We start from the raw sequence: 21282 nt of genomic DNA, 5'->3' as shown, positions 1-21282 counted from the left end.
CGCCAGCGCCCCCCCGGCCCGCCGGGCATAACGTGCCATCGACGGGTCCGACCCGTCGGCCCCGCTCACCGCCCCGCCGCCGGTGCTCCGGCCCGCCGGCACGGGGGTGCCGACGGGCCGTACCGGGATCAGGGGAGGCGGACCCGGGCGGCGCGCAACCGGGCCAGGGTGCGCTCCCGACCGAGCACCTCCAGCGACTCGAACAGCGGCAGGCCGACGCTGCGACCGGTGACCGCCACCCGGACCGGCGCCTGCGCCTTGCCGAGCTTGAGCCCGCGCTCCGCGCCGACCGCCTCCAGGGTCGACTTGAGCGACTCCGCGTCCCACGACTCCAGCGCCGTGTAGGCGGCGGTGGCGGCGTCCAGCAGTTCGCCCGCGCCCTCCTTCATGGCCTTCGCCCAGGCCGCCTCGTCGATCAGCGGCGAGTCGAGGAAGAGGAAGTCCACGTTCGGCACGATCTCGCTGAGCACCGCGATCCGGGTCTGCGCCAGCGGGGCGACCGCCGCGAACGCGTCCGCGTCGAACTGCTCCGGCTGCCACGGCGGCGGGGCGATCGTCGCGGTGCCGGTCAGCCAGGGCTGGCAGGCGGCGACGAACTCCGGCACCGGCAGGGCCCGGATGTACTCGCCGTTGAACGCGCGCAGCTTCTTCTCGTCGAAGAACGCCGGGGACGGGTTGACCTCCGCCAGCCGGAACTCCTCCTCGATCACCGACCACGGGACGATCTCCCGGTCGCCGGACGGGGCCCAGCCGAGCAGCATCAGGTAGTTGCGCATCGCGTCGGCGAGGTAGCCCTCGTCCCGGTACGCCTCCAGGGCTACCTTGTCGCGCCGCTTGGAGAGCTTCTGCCGCTTCTCGTTGACCACCACCGGCACGTGCGCCCAGACCGGCGGCTTGACGCCGAGGGCGTCCCAGAGGAGCTGCTGCTTCGGGGTGTTGGGCAGGTGCTCCTCGGCCCGGATCACGTGGGTGATCCCCATGGTCATGTCGTCGACCACGTTGGCGAGCAGGAACACCGGGGAGCCGTCGCCCCGGGCGATGACGAAGTCCTCGATCAGCCGGTTCTCGAAGGTCGGCTCGCCCCGGATCAGGTCGACCACCACGGTGGTGCCCTCGTCGGGGGTACGGAAGCGCAGCGCCCGTCCCTCGCCCGGCGGCAGGCCCCGGTCCCGGCAGAAGCCGTCGTAGCCGGCGTACTGCGAGCCGCTGCGGGCCTGCACCGCCTCGCGGGTGCAGTCGCAGTAGTACGCCCGGCCGGAGTCGTGCAGCCGCTGGGCGGCGGCCCGGTGCTCACCGGCGTTCTGCGACTGGAAGTACGGCCCCTCGTAGGTGCCGCGTTCGATGCCGATCCAGTCCAGCGCGGACAGGATGCCCTCGGTCCACTCCGGGCGGTTCCGGGCGGCGTCGGTGTCCTCGACGCGCAGCACGAACACCCCGCCCTGCTGCTTGGCGTAGATCCAGTTCTGGAGTGCCGAGCGGGCACCGCCGACGTGGAACATACCGGTCGGAGAGGGGGCGAATCGCACACGTACCGTCACGTCCCCAGGGTACGGCCGGTCGGCCCGACCGTCAGGACGGGGTCGGCCCTCAGCGCACGGCGCGGATCTTCCACACCAGGACGCCGCCGAGCAGGGTCACCACGGCGGTCACCAGATACAGCGCCGGGTAGCCGCCCAGGTGGACCACGATCGGCGCGGAGAGCGCCGGCCCGAGCACCTGCGGGGCCGAGTTCGCAATGTTGATCACCCCGAGGTCCCGGGCCCGGTCGGCGGCGGCCGGCAGCACCTGGGTGATCAGCGCGGCGTCCACCGACAGGTAGACGCCGTAGCCCGCGCCCAGCAGCAGCGCCGCGCCGACCGCGGTGGACCAGACCGGGGCGACCGCGAGCAGCACCGCCGCCACCGCCATCACCACCCCGGACGCCACCACGAACACCTTCCGCCGGCCGGTCCGGTCGGAGAGCCAGCCGGCCAGCACGGTGGTCACCGTCAGCCCCAGCGTGTAGAGCCCGATCAGCACCAGCAGCCCGCCCTCCGGGTCGGGGTGGCGTACCTCGTCGGTGAGGAAGTACAGCAGGTACAGGGTGCCCAGCGCGTTGCCGAGCTGCACCAGGAACCGGGTGATCCAGGCCCAGCCGAAGTCCGGGTACCGGCGCGGGTCGATCCACAGCCCGGCCAGCAGGGCGCGCAACCGCAGTGCCGGCCGGTGTGTCCGGGGCAGCGGGTCGTCCGGGGTGAGCAGCGCGAACGGCAGCGCCGACAGCAGCACCACGGCGGCGACCGCCAGGTAGCCGGCGGCGTTCCCGGTGACCACGGCGGTCACCAGCACCACCCCCAGCACCAGCCCGAGCGCCTGCGGGATACCGACCCAGCCGGAGACCGCGCCGCGCTGGGCCACCGGCACCCGGTCCGGCACCGCCGCGGTCAGGCTGGCCAGCATCGCGTTGAAGCAGACCTGCGCGGCCACCCAGCCGACCGTCACGCCGAGGACGCTGCGCTGCCCGGCCAGCAGCGCCAGGGCCGCCGCGCCGAGCAGCGCGCCACCGGCCGTCCACAGGTGCCGGCGACCGAGTTCCCGGCCGCCGACCCGCAGCACGGTACGGTCCGACAGCGCCCCCACCAGCGGGTTCGCCAGGACGGCGGCGAGCGCCCCGACCCCGGTCACCACGGCCAGCATGGTCTCCTTGCGGTCCGGGTCGATCAGCTCGATCTGCTGCGGCAGCAGCACCTGGATGGGGGTGAAGAAGGCCATCCACACGCCGAGGTTGGCCGCCACGAGCAGGGCGATCCAGCCGCGCCGCACCGGTACGGTCGGCTCGGCGAGCGCGGCCGGCAGCGAGCCGGGGGTGGGGTCGACGGTGGTCATCGCCGGTCGATCAGGTCCCGGTACCAGTGGTACGACGACTTCGGGGTCCGCGTGCCGGTGGGGAAGTCCACGTGCACCAGGCCGAACCGTTTGGTGAAGCCCTCCGCCCACTCCCAGTTGTCCAGCAGCGACCAGACGAAGTAGCCGCGCACGTCCACGCCCTCGTCGATCGCGGCCCGCACCGCCCGCAGGTGTCCGTCCAGGTAGGCGATCCGCTCCGGGTCGGCGACCCGGCCGTCGGCGTCCGGGGTGTCGTCGTACGCGCAGCCGCCCTCGGTGACCTCGATCGGGGGCAGCGCGTCGCCGTACCGGTCGCGCAGGCCGACCAGCAGTTCGCGCAGCCCGTCCGGGACCACCGGCCAGTCGAACGCGGTACGCGGGTAGCCGTCCAGCTCGACCAGCTCGAACGGCAGCGGGGAGCCCTCCTCGGGGGCCCGGATGCCGCTCGGGTTGTAGTAGTTGACGCCGAGCACGTCGAGCGGCGCGGCGATGGTCGCCAGGTCCCCGTCGCGCAGCACGTCCGGCCCGGGTTCCAGGCCGGCCGGGTAGCCGAGGCCGAGCAGCGGGTCGGTGAAGAGCCGGTTGTGCAGCGCCTCGTACGCCGCCCCGGCGGCCCGGTCGGCGTCGGTGTCGCCGTACAGCCGGACCGGGGAGTAGTTGTTGGCGATGGCGACCGGGCTGCCGCTCCGGGCGCGCAGCGCGGCGACGGCCAGCCCGTGTCCGAGCAACTGGTGGTGGGCGACCGGCACGGCGTCGAAGAGGAGCTGCCGCCCGGGGGCGTGGCTGCCGATGCCGTACCCGAAGCTCATGTGCACGAACGGCTCGTTCAGCGTGATCCACAGTTTCACCCGGTCGCCGAGCCGGGCGGCGACCAGGTCGGCGTACTCGGCGAACCGGTGCGCGGTGTCCCGGGCCAGCCAGCCGCCGGCGTCCTCCAGCGGCTGCGGCAGGTCCCAGTGGAACAGGGTGGCGACCGGGTCGATGTCCCGGGCCAGCAGCGCGTCGGTCAGCCGGTCGTAGAAGTCCAGGCCGCGCGGCTCGGCCGGACCGGACCCGGCCGGCTGCACCCGGGGCCAGGCGACCGAGAACCGGTACGCCGAGACGCCGAGGTCGGCCATCAGCGCGACGTCCTCGGCGTACCGGTGGTAGTGGTCGCAGGCGACGTCGCCGGTGCTGCCGTCGGCGATCCGGCCCGGCTGGTGGGCGAAGGTGTCCCAGACCGACCGGCCCCGCCCGTCGGCGTCGGCGGCCCCCTCGATCTGGTAGGCCGAGGTGGACACTCCCCAGCGGAATCCGGCCGGGAACGCGGGCATCGGCGTGGTCATGCGCTCTCTCCCCCAGGGCGAACGTGAAAGGTGTTCGGGACTCTAGGCCCCGCGTCGGGGGATGCGCCATAGGTGGGCGGCGGGAATCTGGCAAGGGTTGTCGGCGTGTCTTTTCCGAATGCGTCCCTTTAAGTCCGATTTGGCGCATAGAGTGCCGAATATCGTGGGATGTCCTCAGTGGGGGAAAGACAGAAATGATCCTCGTGGAACGCAGCGCGCACGTGGCGGCGCCGGTGGAAGTGGTCTGGGACGTGGTGCAGCGGGCCGAGCAGTTGCCGGCCTGGCTGGCCGGCGTACGCGCGGCCGAAGTGCTCTCCGGGGAAGGCTACGGCCGCCGGCAACGGGTCCAGGCCGGGCGGGGCGCGGCGCACGAGGCCGAGGTGATCGCCTACCAGGAACCCCACCTGATCGGCTGGCGGGAACGGGCCAGGGGGGCCGGTGCCCGGGCCGAGGCGCGCACCGAGATCTACGTCCAGCTCACCCCGAACGAGGACGACGAGACCGGCGGCACCATCGTGCGGCTCATCGTCGTACGCTGGCCGGCCGGGCCGGTCAAGGCGGCCCTGCTCCGGCTGGGCCTGCGGCGGGTCGGCGCCGACCTGGAGGACTCGCTCGCCCGGCTGACCGACCTGGCCGCCGTCGGCTGAGCCGCGCGCGGTCCAGGCGTCACCCGCGGTGGCCCGGAGTTCCCGCCAGGGACCCCGGGCCACCGGCGTCCGGCCACCGCCCCCCGGTGAACATCCGGTGAACCTCTGTGCCCGTCCGGCCCGCGCCCGCCGCGCGGGCCGACTTCTTTCTCCGCGCCTGCGCCCCAGGTCGAGGCGGCTTCTCGAGTGGTTCTCGAGTGGTTCTCGAGCACGGACTTTGATCGATCAAGTTGGATCAAGCTACCGTCGGTCACAGCCGCGTCACCGGGGCGCGGCCGACCTCCGGAAAGCGAGGAACCGCCGTGGAAGAAGTCGAGGAACAGTACGAGAAGCCCACCTGCGAACTCGTCGGCACCTTCACCGAGGACACCGAGGGCTGGGGCGTCTACGGTGCCGGCGACAACCTCAGCTCCCCGTACCGCTGGGACTGGAAGCCGTTCTGACCGTGCCGACGTGACCATGGTGCCCGCCCTCCGGCGTCCCTGCCGGTCGGCGGGCACCACCCGAACCCGCCCGTGGGAGTGGTGACGTGCGTGAACAGGATACGAACCGGTCGTTCTTCGTGGTCCTCACCGACGACGACGCGGTGACGGCCCGGCTGCACCCGATCCGGACCGCCGCCCTCACCCGGCTCGACCACCCGTCCGGCCGGGCGTGGATCGTCGGCCGGTTCACCAACGACGATCTCCTCGACGTCCGGTGCGGGGACGTCCGGGTGGCCGTCGTCGGTGAGTTCGCCGTCGGCCGCGACGCGGTGCACACGGCGGTGTCCCGGTACGCCGCCCGGCCGGACCTCGCCCGACTGCGGGACGACATCGGCGCGGGCAGCTTCCACGTCGTCGTCCGGGACCCCGACGGGGTGACGGTGGCCGGGACCGCGACCGGCTCCCGCCGCGTGCACCGTACCCGCAGCGGCGGGCGGACCTTCCTGTCCAGCCGGGCCGACGTGCTCGCGGCGCTGCACGACCACCGGATCGACGAGGAGGGCGTGGCGCTGCGGCTGCTGATGAACGCCCCGTACCCGGTCGACCGGCGTGGGGTCTGGCGGTACGTCGAGCCGGTCCCGCCGGGCAGCGCCGTCACGGTACGGCACCACGACCCGGCCCACCCGGTCGAGCGGGTCTGGTGGGAGCCACCTCCGGCGACCCGGAACCTCGACGACGGCGCCGTCGAACTCCTGACGGAGCTGCGCCGGGCCGTCGGCGTGCGGACCGGTTCGAGCCGGGCCCTCTCCGCCGACCTCTCCGGCGGCGTCGACTCGACCTCGCTCTGCTTCCTCGCCGCCGGGTCGGGACGCCGATTCACCACCTACACCGTCCACGACGACGAGCGCAGCGACGACCACGTCCTGGCCAGGGCCGCCTCGGCCGACCTGCCCCAGGTCACCAGCGTGTGGCAGCACGTCCGGGACCTCTCCGACGAGTACGCGCACCTGACCGACGGCCGGCCCTGGGCCGAGGAACCCGCTCAGGTCTTCCTCTCCCACCGCCGGCTGCACGACACCGTCGCCGCGCTCGGACACCCGGGTCCGGCCGTGCACCTGTGCGGTGACGGAGGCGACAACCTCACCCGCCCCGGTCACAGCTACTGCCACGACCTGATCCGCACCGACCCGCTGCGGGCCGTCGGTCACCTCCGCGCCCTGCGACACACCGCACGGTGGTCGCTCACCGACATCGCCACCGCCCTGCGCGACGACCGCCCGTACGGCGCGTGGCTCGCCGACACCGCACGCCGTCTCGACCACCACGACCACGACCACGGTCGTCCGGACTTCGGCTGGGGCGTCCAGCCGACGTTGCCGCCCTGGGCCGGCGGGGCCACCCGGGAGACCGCCGTACGGGCGCTGGAGCAGGCGGCCGGCACCTGTGCACCGCTGTCGGCGAGCCGCTCCCGGCACGTCGAGCGGCACGCCATCCACCTGACCACGGGGATCATCCGGCACATGGACCAGGTCACCGAGGCGGCCGGGGTGCGGGTCGCCGCGCCGTTCACCGACGACCGGGTCTTCGCCGCCGCGCTCGCCGTCCGGCCCGCACAGCGGTTCGACCCGTGGACGTTCAAGGCGCTGCTACGCCGGACGATGCGCGGGATCGTCCCGGACCACGTCCTCGACCGCAGGACCAAGACCGTGGTGCCCGGCGACGTCCGGGTCGGCACCGCCCGCCGGCACCGGGCCGCGCTGCTCGACCTGCTGCACGGATCGGCCCTGCACGGCCTCGGCCTGGTCGACGAGGGCGCCCTCCGGGCCCAGTTCGAGCATCAGACGGTACGCGGTGCCCTCGCCCTCCACCTGCCGGCCACCGTCAGCGTCGAGGTGTGGCTGCGACGCCTGCGGTCCGACGACCGACCCACCACCCCGTTCCTGCGACCGACGGAGCTGCCATGCGACTCAAAGCCGGCCTGATCGGCGCCAAGACCGGAAGCGGCGAGACCCTGCTGGACCCGGGCACGGGCCGGTTCTGGCGGTTCAACCGGACCGGCGCGGCCATCCTGGACCTGGCCCGCAGCGGGCTGGACCGGACCGGCATCGCCGACGGGCTCGCCCGCAGGTACGGGCTGTCGCCGGCGGACGCGGCGCGGGACATCGAGGCGTTCGTGCGGGATCTGGAGCGGAAGGGCCTGCTCGTCGATGGACAGGGTTGACGCGCGTTCCCGCAGCGACGTGGCGATCAGCGTCGGCCAGCGGTGCACCGCCCTGCTGAGCCTGCTCGTCGGGAAGCTGCTCGCCCGGCTGCGCCCGGTCCGGCTCCTGCCGGTGCTGCGCACCCTGGCCCGGGGAGCCCGCCCGGTCGACCACGCCCGCGCCACCGAGCTGCACCGCCGCCTGCTGGCCGCGAACATCGCGGTCGGTCGCTCCGACGCCTGCCTCCGGCGTTCCCTGGCGCTGGTGGTCTCCTGCCGACTGCACGGGACCATGCCCACCTGGTGCCTCGGCGTCCAGCACGAGTCGCCGTTCCGGGCACACGCCTGGTGCGAGGCGCAGGGGCGGGCGGTCGGCGAGGTCGTCTCCCCGGACGTGGTCGCCACCATGCTCACCGTCGCCCCCGGGCCACCACCGGACCGCGTCCGGCCCGGCACCTGAGCGCCGGCCGGGAACGTCGGTCCACCGTGCGGCCGGCGACGGCGGGTGCGACGCCGTCGGCGGGCCACGGGCCGCCGGGCCCGCCGACGGCGAGGGGCCGGCGGGGACGTTCCCCCCGCCGACCCCTCGGACGTACCGTCGGGACTAGGAGTCGCCGCCGGTCTCCCCGACCGGGGCGGCGTTGACGTCCTCGATGGCGTACTTGCGGGCCGCCTCGGCCGGCACCTCGGCCGGCACCACCCCGCGCAGCGCGAGCTGCCGCAGCGTCGCCACCGCCACCGACTCGGCGTCGACGTGGAAGTGCCGGCGCAGCGCGTGCCGGGTGTCCGACAGGCCGAAACCGTCCGTACCGAGCGAGGTGTAGTCGCCCGGTACCCAGCGGGAGATCAGGTCCGGTACCGCGCGCATCCAGTCGCTGACCGCGACCTTCGGCCCGTCGGCGTCGGCCAGCTTCTGCTGGATGTACGGCACCCGCTGCTCGCCACCCGGGTTGAGCAGGTTGTGCTCCTCGCACTGCACCGCGTCCCGGCGCAGCTCCGTCCAGGAGGTCACCGACCAGACGTCGGCGGCCACCCCCCAGTCCTGGGCGAGCAGCTGCTGCGCCTTCAGCGCCCACTGCATGCCGGTGCCGGAGGCCAGGATCTGCGCCTTCGGCGCGTCGCCGGGCGAGTTGACCGACGGCGCGGGGGAGTAGCGGTAGATCCCCCGGAGCAGCCCCTCGACGTCCACCCCGGCCGGCTCGGCCGGCTGGAGGATCGGCTCGTTGTAGACGGTCAGGTAGTAGAAGATGTTCTCCTGCGCGTCGCCGTACATCCGGTGCAGGCCGTTCTCGACGATGTGCGCGATCTCGAACGCGAACGCCGGGTCGTACGCGACCACCGCCGGGTTGGTGGCGGCGATCAGGTGCGAGTGGCCGTCCTCGTGCTGGAGGCCCTCACCGTTGAGCGTGGTCCGGCCGGCGGTCGCGCCGAGCACGAAGCCCCGGGTCATCTGGTCGGCCGCCGCCCAGAACCCGTCGCCGGTGCGCTGGAAACCGAACATCGAGTAGAAGATGTACAGCGGGATCATCGGCTCGCCGTGCGTGGCGTACGCCGAACCGGCCGCGGTGAACGAGGCCACCGAACCGGCCTCGTTGATCCCCTCGTGCAGGATCTGCCCGGTGGTCGCCTCCTTGTACGACAGGAACAGCTCCCGGTCGACCGAGGTGTACCGCTGCCCGTGCGGGGAGTAGATCTTCTGGGTCGGGAAGAGGGAGTCCATGCCGAACGTGCGGGCCTCGTCCGGGATGATCGGCACCCAGCGCTTGCCGAACTCCTTGTCCTTCATGATGTCCTTGAGCAGCCGGACGAAGGCCATCGTGGTGGCGACCTTCTGCTTGCCCGAGCCGCGCTTGACGTCGGAGAACCGCTCGCTGCCCGGGATGGCCAGCGTCGGCTGCTTGGTCCGCCGGGAGGGGAGGTACCCGCCGAGCTGCTGCCGCCGCTCCCGCAGGTACGCAATCTCGTCGGACTTCTCGCCGGGGGAGAAGTACGGCGGGAGGTACGGGTTGTCCTCCAGCTGCTTGTCCGGGATGTCCAGGTAGAGCCGGTCGCGGAACGACTTCAGGTCGTCCAGCGTCAGCTTCTTCATCTGGTGGGTGGCGTTGCGGCCCTCGAAGTGCGACCCGAGCGTCCAGCCCTTGATCGTCTTCGCCAGGATCACCGTCGGCTGGCCGGTGTGCTCCATCGCCGCCTTGTACGCCGCGTAGAGCTTGCGGTAGTCGTGGCCGCCCCGCTTGAGGTTCCAGATCTCGTCGTCGGAGAGGTGCTCGACCATCTTGCGGGTCCGCGCGTCCCGGCCGAAGAAGTGCTCCCGGACGTACGCCCCGGACTCCGCCTTGTAGGTCTGGTAGTCGCCGTCCGGGGTGGTGTTCATCAGGTTGACCAGCGCGCCGTCGGTGTCGGCGGCGAGCAGCGGGTCCCACTCCCGGCCCCAGACCACCTTGATCACGTTCCAGCCGGCCCCCCGGAAGAACGCCTCCAGCTCCTGCATGATCTTGCCGTTGCCGCGCACCGGACCGTCGAGCCGCTGGAGGTTGCAGTTGATCACGAAGGTGAGGTTGTCCAGCTCCTCGCGGGCGGCCACCCCGATCGCGCCGAGCGACTCGACCTCGTCCATCTCACCGTCACCGAGGAACGCCCAGACGTGCTGCTGGCTGGTGTCCTTGATGCCCCGGTGCTGCAGGTACCGGTTGAACCGGGCCTGGTAGATCGCGTTCAGCGGGCCGAGACCCATGGAGACCGTCGGGAACTCCCAGAAGTCCGGCATCAGCCGCGGGTGCGGGTACGACGGCAGCCCGCCGCCCGGGTGCGACAGCTCCTGCCGGAACCCGTCGAGCTGGTCCTCGCTGAGCCGACCCTCCAGGTACGCGCGCGCGTACATGCCGGGGGAGGCGTGCCCCTGGTAGAAGATGTGGTCGCCGCCGCCGGGGTGGTCCTTGCCCCGGAAGAAGTGGTTGAAGCCCACCTCGTACAGGGACGCCGAACTGGCGAACGTGGAGATGTGCCCACCCACGCCGATCTCCGGGCGCTGCGCCCGGTGCACCAGCATCGCCGCGTTCCACCGGATGTACGCCCGGATCCGCCGTTCGATGTGCTCGTCACCGGGGAACCACGGCTCGCGCTCCGGCGGGATGGTGTTGATGTAGTCGGTGGTGGTCAGCGACGGCACCCCGACCTGCCGCTCGCGGGCCCGCTCCAGCAGGCGCAGCATCACGTAACGCGCGCGCTTGGTTCCGCGCTCGTCGATGACACCGTCCAGCGACTCGACCCATTCGCTGGTTTCTTCAGGGTCGATGTCCGGAAGCTGGCTCGGCAGACCGGCGGTGATCACCGGGCGCTTGCGTTCCGTGGCCACAGGCGTTCCCTCGGTTGTGTGTGGGACAGGTCTCTAGCGCCATCCTGCCCTCTGGTGGCACTTCTCGTCACCTCTGCGTCCCCTAGACGCGACGCTCAACACAGGTACCGACCAGTAACTTTCGACCCGGACACCAGCCGTCCCCCGCCGTCGCCGGACGCACGCTTTCCCGGTTGCCCGGTCCCCCTACCGTGACCGCCATGACAACCCGACAGGTGGGTGGAACCGTACTGGTGGTTTTCGGCGGCCTCGGCGTCGCGCTGGCCTTCTTCGGCCTGGTGGCCGAGACGTTCGCGCTGCTGCCGTTCGGGATGTTCGGCTGCGTGCTGTTCTTCGTGGGCACCGTGCTGATCGCCTCCGGTGCTGCCGCCCGCCGCCGGCCCGGCCACCCCCACCGGCCCGGCGGTGGCGGGTACGTCCCGGCCGCCGGTGCCACGTACCACCCGCACCCCCACCACCAGCACCACGGCGGCGGCTGGCAGCCGTCCGACCCGCCGAGGTACGACGACGACTCCGGCCGGGGCTCCTCCGGCGGGTGGGACAGCGGCTGGTCCACCGACAGCGGCGGCTCGTCCGGCTGGTCGGGCGGGGACAGCGGGGGCGGTTCCTCCGGTGGCGACAGCGGGGGCGGCGGTGGTGGCGGTGGTGGTGGCGGGGACTGACGCGCGGCGGCGGGACTGACCCGGTCCGCGCGTCGCCGTTGCCGGTGGACGGCCGGGCCGCGTCGCCGGAGCCGGTGGATTGCCGGTCCGCGCGTCGCCGTTGCCGGTGGACGACCGGGCGGTGCGGCAGAATGCCGCGTATGCGCAGTGAGGTGATCACCGTCCAGACCGGCTCCCGACCCACCGTCCGGGACATCACCGCCGAGGCCGAGCGGTTCGTCTCCGGGCAGGGCGACGGCCTGCTGCACGTGTTCGTGCCGCACGCCACCGCCGGGCTGGCGATCATCGAGACCGGCTCGGGTTCCGACGACGACCTGCTCACCGCCCTCGACGAGCTGCTGCCCACCGACGACCGCTGGCGGCACCGGCACGGGTCGCGCGGGCACGGGCGGGACCATGTGCTGCCGGCGTTCGTCCCGCCGTACGCGACGGTGCCGGTGATCGCCGGCCGGCTCGCCCTGGGCACCTGGCAGTCGATCTGCCTGGTCGACACCAACGGGGACAATCCCACCCGCAAGGTCCGCTTCTCCTTCCTCCCCGGCTGACCCGTCCGGGCCGCCGTCGACTGCCCGCGCTCCGGGATGCGCGACCGCACTACCCTCGCGCCGGTGAACCCAGAGAACCCGGTGACACCGACGACCATGGAAGATCTCGACGCGCCGATCGTCGCGGTGACCGTCTACGCCGACCGGGCGCGGGTCACCCGCCGCGCCACCGTCGCCCTGCCCGCCGGTGAACACCGGCTGAGCATCGGTCCGCTCCCGCTCGGCCTGCGCCGCGACTCGCTGCGGGTCGGCGGTCGGGGACCGGCCACCGTGCTCGGCGTCGACCTGGCCACCCGGCGGCAGGCCCGCAGCACCGACGCGCAGGCCGCCGAGCTGGAACAGCGTCGCCGGACGCTGGCCGAGGAGGTGACCGCGCTGGACGGCGCGGACGCCGTCGAGGCCCAGCGGGCCGAGTTCCTCACCCTGCTGACCCAGCGTGCCGGCGGCACGTACGCCCGGGCGCTCGCCGCCGGGGACGCGGCCCCGGGTGACGTGGCCGCCTTCGCCGACACGGTCGCCGACCAGCTCACCGCCGGCCACGAGCGGCAGCGGGAACTGGCCCGCCGCCGTACCGACGTGACCGAGGCGTTGGCCGCCGTCGACCGGCAGCTGCACGAACTCGGCGGCAAGCGCGCCCCGGACCGGCTGGTCGCCGAGGTGACCGTCCAGGTGACCCCGGACGCGCCGCCCGCCGGTGAGACCGGTCCGGCCACCGGCGAGCTGGAGCTGGAACTGACGTACGTGGTGGACGGGGCCCGCTGGGAGCCCTCGTACGACCTGCGGCTGGTCGACGAGGCCGTCACCCTGACCTGGTTCGGGCTGGTCACCCAGCAGACCGGGGAGGACTGGCCGGAGTGCCGGCTGGAGCTGTCCACCGCCCGGCCGGCGGTCACCGCGTCGGTGCCGGAACTGTCGCCGTGGTACCTGGACCGGGTCCGGCCGCTGCCCCCGCCGGTGCCGGCACCGATGCCGATGGCGATGGCGTCCGGTGCGCCGGGCAACCTGCCGAAGCCGGTCGCCCCGGCCGCCGCCTTCGGCGGTGCGGAACGGTCCCGGGCCGCCAAGTCCGCCCCGGTCCGGGAGACCGTCGCCGAGGTGGAGCAGGGGATCGCCGCCGCCACGTACCGCCCGGCCCGGCCGGTCGCGGTGCCGGCGGACGGTACCGCGCACCGGGCCACCGTCGCCGTGCTGGAACTGCCGGCCAGCCTGGACCACGTGACCGCGCCGGTCCGCGAGCCGGTGGCCCACCTGCGGGCCACCGTGCGCAACACCTCCACGCACACCCTGCTGCCCGGCCCGGCGGCGATCTTCCACGGGTCGGACTTCGTCGGCAGCACCCGGCTGAAGACCTGGGCCCCCGGCGAGGAGACCGAACTGGCGCTCGGCCTGGACGACCGGGTCCGGGTGGAGCGGAAACTGACCCGGCGCAGCGACACCCGGGCCACCCTCGGCTCGACCCGCCGCCGCGAGGTGGAGTACGCGGTCACGGTCGCCAACCACACGCCCCGGGCGGCGACGGTGACCGTGCTCGACCAGCTCCCGGTGTCCCGGGACGAGGGCGTGGTGGTCCGGGAGACCCGGCTCGACCCGGCCCCGGCGGAGCGTACCGAGCTGGGCGAGCTGACCTGGCGGCTATGGCTCGCCCCGGGTGCCACCGGCGAGGTCACCCTCGGCTTCCGGGTCGAGGTCGCCAAGGGCGTCGACCTGGCCGGCTGGCGCGACTGACCGGCCCGGGGCCCTGCCCACCGCCCTCGGCGGGCAGGGCCGCGCCGGCCGCCGTCAGGTGCCCAGGTCCCGGCGGGTGAACCACCAGGTGCCGGCGGCGACCAGCACGCCGGTGGTGGCGAGCAGGGCGAGCAGGCCGCCTGGCTGCACCCCGTGCACCAGCGGATCACCGCCCAGGTACCAGTGGAACGGGGACCCGTCCCGCGTCCAGGACAGCGCCTGCACCTGCGGGAACACCGAGTTCGCCAGGTAGCCGAGCACCGCCACGCCGGCCCCCGCGCCGAGGGCCGCGGCCCGCCGCCCGGTGGCCGCGCCGACCGCGAAGGCGAGCGCCGCGAACACCACCCCGAACAGCGCCAGGTGGACGGTCATCGCGGCGAACCCGCCGACGGTGACGCCGGCGAAGTCGACCGCGCCACCGAGCGCGACCATCGCCGCCCCGAGCAGGACGGCCACCCCCACGACGCCGACGGCGACCGCGGCGAAGCGGTGCAGGGCGAGGCGGACCCGACCGACCGGGTGGGCGAGGACCAGGTCGAGGGTGCCGGCCTCCTCGTCCCCGGCGACCGCGCGGGTGCCGGCGGCGATCGCCAGCACCGCCACCAGCAGCGGCACCAGCAGGCCGTACACCGCGCTGCCCAGGTAGCCGGCGGCGCTGGTCAGGTCCCGGTAGTTGAACGCGGCCAGCAGTTCCTGCGGGTACGCCTGCATGGCCCGGGCCATCTCCGGGGTCTGCATGGTCGGCCAGAACGACGCGTACAGGGTGCCCACCGCGACGATCGCCAGCGCCCAGCCGGCCAGTGAGCGGCGCGCGTCGTACAGCGCCTTGGTGAACGGGTCACGCGGCGACACGGCCGACCTCCCCCTGGTCGGCGTAGTAACCGAAGAACAGCTCCTCCAGGTCCGGTTCCTCGGACAGCAGGCCCACCACGGTGTGCGCGGCGGCGGCCTTGACCAGCGCGTCGGCCCGGCCGTCGAGCCGGCAGCGCAGGGTGGTGCCGGTGACGGTGGCCGCGCTGACCCCGGGCAGCGCGGCGAACTCCTCGACGCGTACCGGGTCGGCGAACTGCACCTCGACCCGGCGGACCGCGCGTTCCCGCAGCTCCTCGACGCGTTCGACGGTGACCAGCCGACCCTCCCGGACGATGCCGACCCGGTCGGCGGTCTGCTGCACCTCGCTCATCACGTGCGACGACATGAAGACGGTGTGCCCGGCGGCCCGCGCCTCGCGGACCAGGGCCAGGAACTCGTGCTGGAGGAACGGGTCCAGCCCACTGGTCGGCTCGTCGAGGATCAGCAGCTCGGGGGCGTGCATGAACGCCTGCACCACGCCCACCTTCTGCCGGTTGCCCTTGCTCAGCGCCCGGATCCGCCGGTCCAGGTCCAGGTCGAGCCGGTCGGCCAGCTCGGTGATCCGGGCCGTCGGCACGCCGCCGCGCAGCCGGCCCAGGTAGGTCAGCAGCTCCCGGGCGGTCTGCCGGCCGTCGACCACGAAGTCGCCGGCCAGGTAGCCGATCCGGCGGCGCAGGGCCACCCCGGCGTGTCGTGGGTCCACGCCGAGCACGCTGATCCGGCCGCTGGTGGGCCGGATCAGGTCGAGCAGCAGCCGGATGGTGGTGGACTTGCCGGCCCCGTTGGGGCCGAGGAAGCCGTACACCTCGCCGCGTTCGACCCGCAGGTCCAGCCCGGTCAGGCCACGGTTGCGGCCGTACGTCTTGACCAGGGCCTCGGTGCTGATGGCCGACTCATCCATCGGCCTCTCCCTTCCTCCGGAGCGGGGTGGATTCTGTGCCGGGCCGGCCGGCCCGGAGCTGTTCGGCCTCGAAGCGGGCGACCAGCGTGGGCAGCTCGCGCTCGACGAAGGCGTAGAAGTCGCGCATGACGCGCAGCCGCTCCGCGCCCGGCGCGTCCGGGCCGCCGACGATCTCGAGGCCGCGGTCCATCAGTTCGCGGAACAGGCGGAACTTGGTGGGTTCGGCGGTGATCCGGATGATCGCGTCCGGGGTGACCTCGTACGCGTGACCCCGGTGGCCCGGCACCGGCGCCCGGCGGGCGAAACCGCTGCTCTCCAGCATCCGCATGCCCGTGCTGACCGATCCCTTGGACAGCCCGAGGGCGGTGGCGAGCTGCCCGCTGGTCTGCTGCGGCGGGTCGCAGACGAGCAGCCAGCCGAGCAGTTTCCCGTACGCCGGGGGGAGGCCCAGGCCACTGAGGACCACGGCGGCGTCCTCGGCGTACCGGCGGTGGGGTGCGAGGTCGGTCATCGGGGGTAGAACCATCCGTTTCAAACGTTCAAAGACTTCTGAACGAATTGTAACGACGAGTGGACGCCGACAGATGATCCGTACGTAGGATGTAAGACATGACGCAGGTCACGTTGACCGCCTCCGCTCCCGGCTCGCAGGACCGCGCGGGGCTCGCCGGGGACACCGTGCGCCGGATCATGCACCTCGCCGCCGCGATCCGGCACTACCAGGACGTCGACATCGCCGACCTGGGTCTCACCCCGGCGGTCGCCCGGGCGCTGCACGAACTCGACCCCGACCGGCCGATGCCGGCCCGGCACCTCGCCGACCAGCTCCGGTGCGACCGGTCCAACGTGACCGCCCTGGTCGACAAACTGGAACGCGCCGGCCTGGTGGAACGCCGGGTCGACCCCGCCGACCGGCGGCTCAAGACCCTGGTGGTGACCGAGGCGGGCCGCGAGGTCCGGGCCCGGGTGCACCAGGTGCTGTCGGACTCCCGACTGCTCGCCGCGCTCGGCGTCGACGAACTGGCCGCCCTGCGCCGGTTGGTCCGCAAGATCTCCGACTGCGACAAGGGCTGACCGGCCCCGTCCCGCCCGTCCGGGCCGGTCACCGGCCGATGGTCCGGGACGTGTCTGAGTGGGCAGGTCTGGCCCGCGTCGGTAATGCTGTCGGACGTGACCACCCCGCAAGATCTCGACGACCGGTTCCGGGAGAGCCTGGCCGCCCTGGCCGTACCGGCGCAGCGACGTGACCCGGACCAGCCGGTCCGGGACGGTGCCACGCTGACCGGGACGCAGGCGCTGGACCTCTTCGACGCGCAGGTCACCAGCCGGCAGCTCGACCTGGCGGCACGCTGGCTGCGCAGCTTCGGCGAGGGCTACCACACGGTGGGCTCCGCCGGACACGAGGGCAACGCGGCGGTGGCCGCCGCCCTGCGGCCCACCGACCCGGCCCTGCTGCACTACCGCTCCGGAGCGTTCTACTGCGCCCGCGCCGCCCAGGCCGCCGCGCCCGGCCCGGCAGCGGGAGCGGCCCCCGGTGGACCGGGCACCGAGCCGGCGTCCACCGCCCGCACCGCCGAAACCGGCCGTACCGGTGAACCGGGCCGCACCACCGACCCGGCCGGCGACGACGACACCGGCCCGGAGGACCCGCACCTGGGGGCCGCCCGGGACGTCCTGCGCGGCCTGGTCGCCTCGGCGTACGACCCGATCGCCGGCGGCCGGCACAAGGTCTTCGGCCGGGCCGACCTGGCCGTCGTCCCCACCACCTCCACCGTCGCCTCCCACCTGCCCCGGGCGGTCGGCATGGGACTGGCGGTGGAACGGCTGCGCCGGCTCGCCGACGGCACCGGCCGGCGGCCCGGCGGGCGGGTCGGCAGCGGGGCCGGCGCGGCCCGCACCCCCTGGCCGTCGGACGCCGTGGTGGTCTGCTCGTTCGGCGACGCCTCGATCAACCACGCCAGCGCCACCGCCGCGCTCAACACCGCCGGCTGGTGCGACCACACCGGGCTGCGGGTGCCGGTGCTGTTCGTCTGCGAGGACAACGGCCTCGGCCTCAGCGTCCGCTCCCCGAAGGGCTGGGTGGCGGCGATGCTCCGGTCCCGGCCCGGCATCCGCTACTTCGACGCCGACGGCAGCGACCTGGTCGACGCGTACCAGGGCGCGACCGAGGCGGCGGCCTGGGTGCGCCGGCACCGGCGGCCGGCCGTGCTGCACCTCAGCACGGTACGGCTGATGGGGCACGCCGGGGCGGACGCGGAGGCCACCTACCGCAGCGCCGAGGAGATCACCGCCGACCTGGAGCGGGACCCGCTGCTGACCACCGCGCGGCTGCTGGTCGACGCCGGCCTCGCCGAGCCGGCCGAGCTGCTCGCCCGGTACGACGAGGTCGGCTGGGAGATCCGCAAGATCGCCGAGGAGGCGATCGCCGAGCCGAAGCTCACCACCGTGGCCGACATCGTCGCCCCGCTCGCCCCCCGCCGGCCGGTCCGGGTGGCCCGCGCGGTCGCCGACGCCGCCGCCCGCGCCAGCGGCCCCGCCGCGGCGGCCCGGTCCGCCGCCTTCGACGGGACGCTGCCCGAACTGGCCGGCCCGCTCACCCTCGCCGAGAGCGTCAACGCCGCGCTCGCCGACGGGATGCTCGACCACCCCGGCATGGTGGTCTTCGGCCAGGACGTCGCGGCCAAGGGCGGGGTGTACGGGGTCACCCGGGGCCTGCGCGACCGGTTCGGCGTGTCCCGGGTCTTCGACACCCTGCTGGACGAGACGTCCGTGCTCGGGCTGGGGCTCGGCGCGGGAGCGGCCGGCATGCTGCCGGTACCGGAGATCCAGTACCTGGCGTACCTGCACAACGCCGAGGACCAGCTGCGCGGCGAGGCGGCCACCACCCAGTTCTTCTCCAAGGGGGCGTTCCGCAACCCGATGGTGGTCCGGGTGCCGGGGCTGGCGTACCAGGAAGGGCTCGGCGGACACTTCCACAACGACAACTCGGTTGCCGTACTGCGGGACGTGCCCGGCCTGGTGGTCGCGGTGCCGGCACGGGCCGACGACGCCGCGCCGATGCTGCGTTCCTGCCTGGCCAGCGCGGCGGTGGACGGCAGCGTCTGCGTCTTCCTGGAGCCGATCGCCCTCTACCACACCCGTGACCTGTACGCCGACGGCGACGGCGAGTGGCTCGACCCGTACCAGGGGCCGGGCGGCTGGGTGGGCGCGCACGTGCCCATCGGCCGGGCCCGGGTGTACGGCGTCGGCTCCGCCGAGGACATCACCATCATCACGTTCGGTAACGGGGTACGGATGTCCCTGCGCGCGGCGGCGCACCTGGCCGCCGAGGGCGTCGGTACCCGGGTGGTGGACCTGCGGTGGCTCGCGCCGCTGCCGGTCCCCGACATCATCCGGGAGGCGTCGGCGACCGGTCGGGTGCTGGTCGTGGACGAGACCAGGCGATCCGGTGGCGTCGGCGAAGGGGTGATCGCGGCGCTGGTCGACGGCGGGTACGTCGGAGCGGCCCGCCGGGTGGCCGCCGTCGACTCGTTTGTACCGTTGGGGCCGGCGGCGCGACAGGTCCTGGTCTCGGAAGATGCCATTACCCAGGGTGCCCGTACGCTGCTGGCACGGTAAATTCCGTTCCACCCGGTGCGCCACTTGCGCCGGGGGGCTGGAATGTGTGGACTTTGCCTAACGGTGTCGGAGGAGATGCCGGGAGCAGCGATGTGAGATGAGGAGGCACGCGACAGTGAGCGCGACCGCTGGTCAGGCCGCCGACGGGGTACGCAGCCTGGCGGACCGGTTCGGGATCGAGCCGGGGATGGTCGTCATGGAGATGGGGTACGACGACGACGTCGACCAGGATCTCCGCGACGCCCTTACCGACCGCTGTGGAGAGCTGGTCGACGAGGACACCGACGAGGTGGTCGACGCGGTGCTGGTCTGGTACCGGGACGGCGACGGTGACCTCTTCGAGCTGCTCGTCGACGCCCTCGGCCCGCTGGCCGACAACGGCGTCGTCTGGCTGCTGACGCCCAAGGCCGGGCGGGAGGGGCACGTCGAGCCGAGCGAGGTCGCCGAGTCCGCGCCGACCGCCGGGCTCCAGCAGACGTCCACGGTCAACGCCGGCCGGGACTGGAGCGGGGCCCGCCTCGTCCTCCGGCGGGGGACCAAGGGCAAGAAGTAGCAGCCAGCGCCCGTACCGGGTGTGGCAGGCTGGTCCCCACCGTGACTAACCAAGGAGCTTGCATGCCGATCGGGGTTGGCGCCGAGGCGCCGGACTTCGTACTCAAGGACCAGAACAACCAGGAGGTCCGGCTGTCGGACTTCCGCGGCAAGCGCACTGTCCTGCTCGTGTTCTACCCGCTCGCCTTCACCGGCATCTGCCAGGGTGAGCTGTGCGAGGTGCGGGACAACCTCAACGAGTACGTCAACGATGACGTCCAGGTCCTCACCGTGAGCGTCGACTCGGTGTACGCCCACAAGATCTGGGCCGAGAAGGAGGGGTACCAGTTCCCCCTCCTGGCGGACTTCTGGCCGCACGGCGCGGTCGCCCAGGCGTACGGCGTCTTCAACGACGTCGCCGGCATCGCCAACCGGGGCACCTTCATCATCGACAAGGCGGGCGTGGTCCGCTTCGCCGAGATGAACATGCCCGGCGAGGCGCGCGACCAGCAGGACTGGCGCAAGGCGCTGGCGGAGACCGCCGCCGCCTGATCCACCCACCGGGCATACGGTTCGACCGGGCCGGTGGCCGGCAGGTAAGCTGCCAGCCACCGGCCCGCCGTACGGGGCGTCCGGGCGCGTAGCTCAGTGGGAGAGCACTCGCCTTACAAGCGAGGGGTCGCAGGTTCGAAACCTGCCGCGCCCACCACGTACCACCAGCGCGGAGGCGCTTCCGAAGATCCGGTCCCCGGCCGTTGACAGCAACGGTGACAGCAACCGGGGTCACGACAGGCCGCCCGTCGAGCTTGCCGAGCGCCTGACGCATCACGTCAAGGTTCTCGTGCGGGTAGACCTTGAGCGTGATCTTCACATCGGCGTGTCGGGCGATGGCCTGGACGACGTGCGGCGGCACACCCAGCTCCATCTGCAGGGACACGACAGGCCGGCAGCCGGCGATGAGGACGCTCCTGTTTCCGTCAAGTAGGTGGGTTCAGGCGTTTGAAAGTAGGTGTGCGGTGGGGGCGTAGTCGATCTTCCAGTCGGTGTAGACGCCGAGGGTGCCGTCGGTGAGGCAGCGCAGACCGAGGCTGATCCAGCGAACCTCGTTGTCGGTGTTCATGGCGTAGCCGACGCCGACGGTGAAGGTCTCGCCTCCGCAGGGACAGGCGCATTCCTCCAGATCCGCGTCTTCGAGGTAGTCGGCGCTGTCGGCGATGGGTGTTCCGGTCTGGCAGTCGTGGCAGGTGATCAGGGCGCAACCTTCCTCGTCGTCGACCGTGACGTGGAACGTCTTTCCGTCGCAGTGCCGGCAGCCGACGTCTTTGACGTGTTGGACCGGATAGCCGCCCGCTTGGTGGTGCCGGATGTAGGTGGCGAGGTCGTCGAAGTCGTCACCCTGCCACGGGCCAGCGGTCTTCCTGACGGGCATGGTCAGCTCCTAGCACGCTGAGCAGAGCGAAGGTTTCGCGAGAAATGTAGCGCTTGAGACATCGGGGCGGACTTCGGTGGACGGGTGTGGACACAGCAGGACTGTTCTTGCAGCTCACCGATGGTGGGGAAGCAGGTTAAGCGGCTGTGGTGGTTGCCTGGGGGGGTAAGGAGTCTGCCTCGTGCTGGCACGCCCCGGGCAC

The 21282-nt window shown here is 73.0% G+C and carries 20 protein-coding genes and 1 tRNA gene; 13 read left to right on the top strand and 8 right to left on the bottom strand.

Annotated features, from left to right (window positions below):
• Positions 1-128: 128 nt before the first annotated feature.
• Genes gltX through PVK37_RS29890 form a run of 3 tightly spaced genes read right to left on the bottom strand, consistent with a single transcriptional unit; the run spans position 129 to position 4190 of the window.
• Positions 129-1538 (bottom strand): glutamate--tRNA ligase, encoded by a 1410-nt coding sequence (gene gltX, locus PVK37_RS29900; protein WP_275031173.1) that lies wholly within the window; start codon positions 1536-1538, stop codon positions 129-131.
• 49 nt (positions 1539-1587) lie between these two features.
• Positions 1588-2865 (bottom strand): MFS transporter, encoded by a 1278-nt coding sequence (locus tag PVK37_RS29895; protein ID WP_275031172.1) that lies wholly within the window; start codon positions 2863-2865, stop codon positions 1588-1590.
• The gene (locus PVK37_RS29890) at positions 2862-4190 is read right to left on the bottom strand and encodes a GH1 family beta-glucosidase (RefSeq protein WP_275031171.1); all 1329 of its coding nucleotides are present in this window, start codon (positions 4188-4190) and stop codon (positions 2862-2864) included. Before PVK37_RS29890 ends, PVK37_RS29895 begins: the two co-directional genes overlap by 4 nt.
• Positions 4191-4384: 194 nt before the next feature.
• Here PVK37_RS29890 and PVK37_RS29885 point away from each other — a divergent pair, with 194 nt between their 5' ends.
• The 5 genes from PVK37_RS29885 to PVK37_RS29865 all read left to right on the top strand — a co-directional run bounded on the left by PVK37_RS29885 (position 4385) and on the right by PVK37_RS29865 (position 7922).
• Positions 4385-4837, top strand: a complete 453-nt coding sequence (locus tag PVK37_RS29885) for an SRPBCC family protein (RefSeq protein WP_275031170.1) — start codon at positions 4385-4387, stop codon at positions 4835-4837.
• Between the two features lie 302 nt (positions 4838-5139).
• Complete coding sequence (locus PVK37_RS29880; protein WP_275031169.1) at positions 5140-5280, top strand: hypothetical protein; 141 nt, start codon at positions 5140-5142, stop codon at positions 5278-5280.
• Positions 5281-5366: 86 nt separating this feature from the next.
• A complete protein-coding gene (locus tag PVK37_RS29875; protein ID WP_275031168.1) occupies positions 5367-7244 on the top strand; it encodes an asparagine synthase-related protein in 1878 nt (625 codons plus the stop codon).
• Positions 7223-7483, top strand: a complete 261-nt coding sequence (locus PVK37_RS29870) for a PqqD family protein (RefSeq protein WP_275031167.1) — start codon at positions 7223-7225, stop codon at positions 7481-7483. The genes PVK37_RS29875 and PVK37_RS29870 overlap by 22 nt, the downstream gene beginning before the upstream one ends.
• Positions 7470-7922 carry a lasso peptide biosynthesis B2 protein gene (locus PVK37_RS29865; protein ID WP_275031166.1) on the top strand — a complete coding sequence of 151 codons (453 nt, stop codon included), beginning with the start codon at positions 7470-7472 and terminating at the stop codon, positions 7920-7922. The genes PVK37_RS29870 and PVK37_RS29865 overlap by 14 nt, the downstream gene beginning before the upstream one ends.
• 144 nt (positions 7923-8066) lie before the next feature.
• Here PVK37_RS29865 and aceE read toward each other — a convergent pair whose 3' ends face one another.
• Positions 8067-10817, bottom strand: coding sequence for a pyruvate dehydrogenase (acetyl-transferring), homodimeric type (aceE, locus tag PVK37_RS29860; RefSeq protein WP_341483406.1), 2751 nt, complete (start codon positions 10815-10817; stop codon positions 8067-8069).
• Between the two features lie 200 nt (positions 10818-11017).
• Between aceE and PVK37_RS29855 the strand changes: the two genes are divergently transcribed.
• From PVK37_RS29855 to PVK37_RS29845, 3 genes are all read left to right on the top strand, one after another.
• The gene (locus tag PVK37_RS29855) at positions 11018-11479 is read left to right on the top strand and encodes a hypothetical protein (RefSeq protein ID WP_275031165.1); all 462 of its coding nucleotides are present in this window, start codon (positions 11018-11020) and stop codon (positions 11477-11479) included.
• Between the two features lie 140 nt (positions 11480-11619).
• Positions 11620-12024, top strand: coding sequence for a secondary thiamine-phosphate synthase enzyme YjbQ (locus tag PVK37_RS29850; RefSeq protein WP_275031164.1), 405 nt, complete (start codon positions 11620-11622; stop codon positions 12022-12024).
• A 63-nt stretch (positions 12025-12087) separates the two neighbouring features.
• A complete protein-coding gene (locus PVK37_RS29845) occupies positions 12088-13749 on the top strand; it encodes a DUF4139 domain-containing protein (protein WP_341483405.1) in 1662 nt (553 codons plus the stop codon).
• A 54-nt stretch (positions 13750-13803) separates the two neighbouring features.
• On the opposite strand, the gene PVK37_RS29840 is transcribed toward PVK37_RS29845, so the two are convergent.
• The 3 genes from PVK37_RS29840 to PVK37_RS29830 are packed head-to-tail and all read right to left on the bottom strand — an operon-like array spanning position 13804 to position 16013.
• A complete protein-coding gene (locus tag PVK37_RS29840; protein WP_275031163.1) occupies positions 13804-14601 on the bottom strand; it encodes an ABC transporter permease subunit in 798 nt (265 codons plus the stop codon).
• Positions 14588-15502, bottom strand: a complete 915-nt coding sequence (locus PVK37_RS29835) for an ABC transporter ATP-binding protein (RefSeq protein WP_275031162.1) — start codon at positions 15500-15502, stop codon at positions 14588-14590. Before PVK37_RS29835 ends, PVK37_RS29840 begins: the two co-directional genes overlap by 14 nt.
• Positions 15495-16013, bottom strand: a complete 519-nt coding sequence (locus PVK37_RS29830; protein ID WP_275031161.1) for a GbsR/MarR family transcriptional regulator — start codon at positions 16011-16013, stop codon at positions 15495-15497. Before PVK37_RS29830 ends, PVK37_RS29835 begins: the two co-directional genes overlap by 8 nt.
• 98 nt (positions 16014-16111) lie before the next feature.
• On the opposite strand from PVK37_RS29830, the gene PVK37_RS29825 reads away from it, so the two are divergent.
• From PVK37_RS29825 to PVK37_RS29805, 5 genes are all read left to right on the top strand, one after another.
• On the top strand, positions 16112-16576 hold the full coding sequence (locus PVK37_RS29825; protein WP_275031160.1) for a MarR family winged helix-turn-helix transcriptional regulator: 465 nt from the start codon (positions 16112-16114) through the stop codon (positions 16574-16576).
• A gap of 147 nt (positions 16577-16723) precedes the next feature.
• The gene (locus PVK37_RS29820) at positions 16724-19120 is read left to right on the top strand and encodes a thiamine pyrophosphate-dependent enzyme (protein WP_423791121.1); all 2397 of its coding nucleotides are present in this window, start codon (positions 16724-16726) and stop codon (positions 19118-19120) included.
• A gap of 115 nt (positions 19121-19235) precedes the next feature.
• Positions 19236-19673: a DUF3052 domain-containing protein gene (locus PVK37_RS29815; RefSeq protein ID WP_275031158.1), complete on the top strand. Its 438-nt coding sequence runs from the start codon at positions 19236-19238 to the stop codon at positions 19671-19673.
• A 62-nt stretch (positions 19674-19735) separates the two neighbouring features.
• Complete coding sequence (locus PVK37_RS29810; protein WP_275031157.1) at positions 19736-20203, top strand: peroxiredoxin; 468 nt, start codon at positions 19736-19738, stop codon at positions 20201-20203.
• Positions 20204-20285: 82 nt separating this feature from the next.
• Positions 20286-20360 (top strand) — tRNA-Val (locus PVK37_RS29805).
• 282 nt (positions 20361-20642) lie between these two features.
• On the opposite strand, the gene PVK37_RS29800 is transcribed toward PVK37_RS29805, so the two are convergent.
• Positions 20643-21080: a hypothetical protein gene (locus PVK37_RS29800; protein ID WP_275031156.1), complete on the bottom strand. Its 438-nt coding sequence runs from the start codon at positions 21078-21080 to the stop codon at positions 20643-20645.
• Positions 21081-21282: the final 202 nt, after the last annotated feature.

This window comes from Micromonospora cathayae, assembly GCF_028993575.1.
Classification (GTDB): domain Bacteria; phylum Actinomycetota; class Actinomycetes; order Mycobacteriales; family Micromonosporaceae; genus Micromonospora; species Micromonospora cathayae.
The sequence above is the reverse complement of the archived record's forward strand: the minus strand, read 5'-3'. Positions and strand labels throughout refer to the sequence as shown.

Excerpts from the sequence above, each read along its gene's own strand:
- PVK37_RS29830 (WP_275031161.1), bottom strand. The coding sequence starts at position 16,013 with ATGACCGACCTCGCACCCCACCGCCGGTACGCCGAGGACGCCGCCGTG.
- PVK37_RS29890 (WP_275031171.1), bottom strand. The coding sequence starts at position 4,190 with ATGACCACGCCGATGCCCGCGTTCCCGGCCGGATTCCGCTGGGGAGTG.
- PVK37_RS29870 (WP_275031167.1), top strand. The coding sequence starts at position 7,223 with ATGCGACTCAAAGCCGGCCTGATCGGCGCCAAGACCGGAAGCGGCGAG.
- PVK37_RS29835 (WP_275031162.1), bottom strand. The coding sequence starts at position 15,502 with ATGGATGAGTCGGCCATCAGCACCGAGGCCCTGGTCAAGACGTACGGC.
- PVK37_RS29885 (WP_275031170.1), top strand. The coding sequence starts at position 4,385 with ATGATCCTCGTGGAACGCAGCGCGCACGTGGCGGCGCCGGTGGAAGTG.
- PVK37_RS29850 (WP_275031164.1), top strand. The coding sequence starts at position 11,620 with ATGCGCAGTGAGGTGATCACCGTCCAGACCGGCTCCCGACCCACCGTC.
- PVK37_RS29865 (WP_275031166.1), top strand. The coding sequence starts at position 7,470 with ATGGACAGGGTTGACGCGCGTTCCCGCAGCGACGTGGCGATCAGCGTC.
- PVK37_RS29895 (WP_275031172.1), bottom strand. The coding sequence starts at position 2,865 with ATGACCACCGTCGACCCCACCCCCGGCTCGCTGCCGGCCGCGCTCGCC.
- PVK37_RS29800 (WP_275031156.1), bottom strand. The coding sequence starts at position 21,080 with ATGCCCGTCAGGAAGACCGCTGGCCCGTGGCAGGGTGACGACTTCGAC.
- PVK37_RS29825 (WP_275031160.1), top strand. The coding sequence starts at position 16,112 with ATGACGCAGGTCACGTTGACCGCCTCCGCTCCCGGCTCGCAGGACCGC.
- PVK37_RS29855 (WP_275031165.1), top strand. The coding sequence starts at position 11,018 with ATGACAACCCGACAGGTGGGTGGAACCGTACTGGTGGTTTTCGGCGGC.
- PVK37_RS29810 (WP_275031157.1), top strand. The coding sequence starts at position 19,736 with ATGCCGATCGGGGTTGGCGCCGAGGCGCCGGACTTCGTACTCAAGGAC.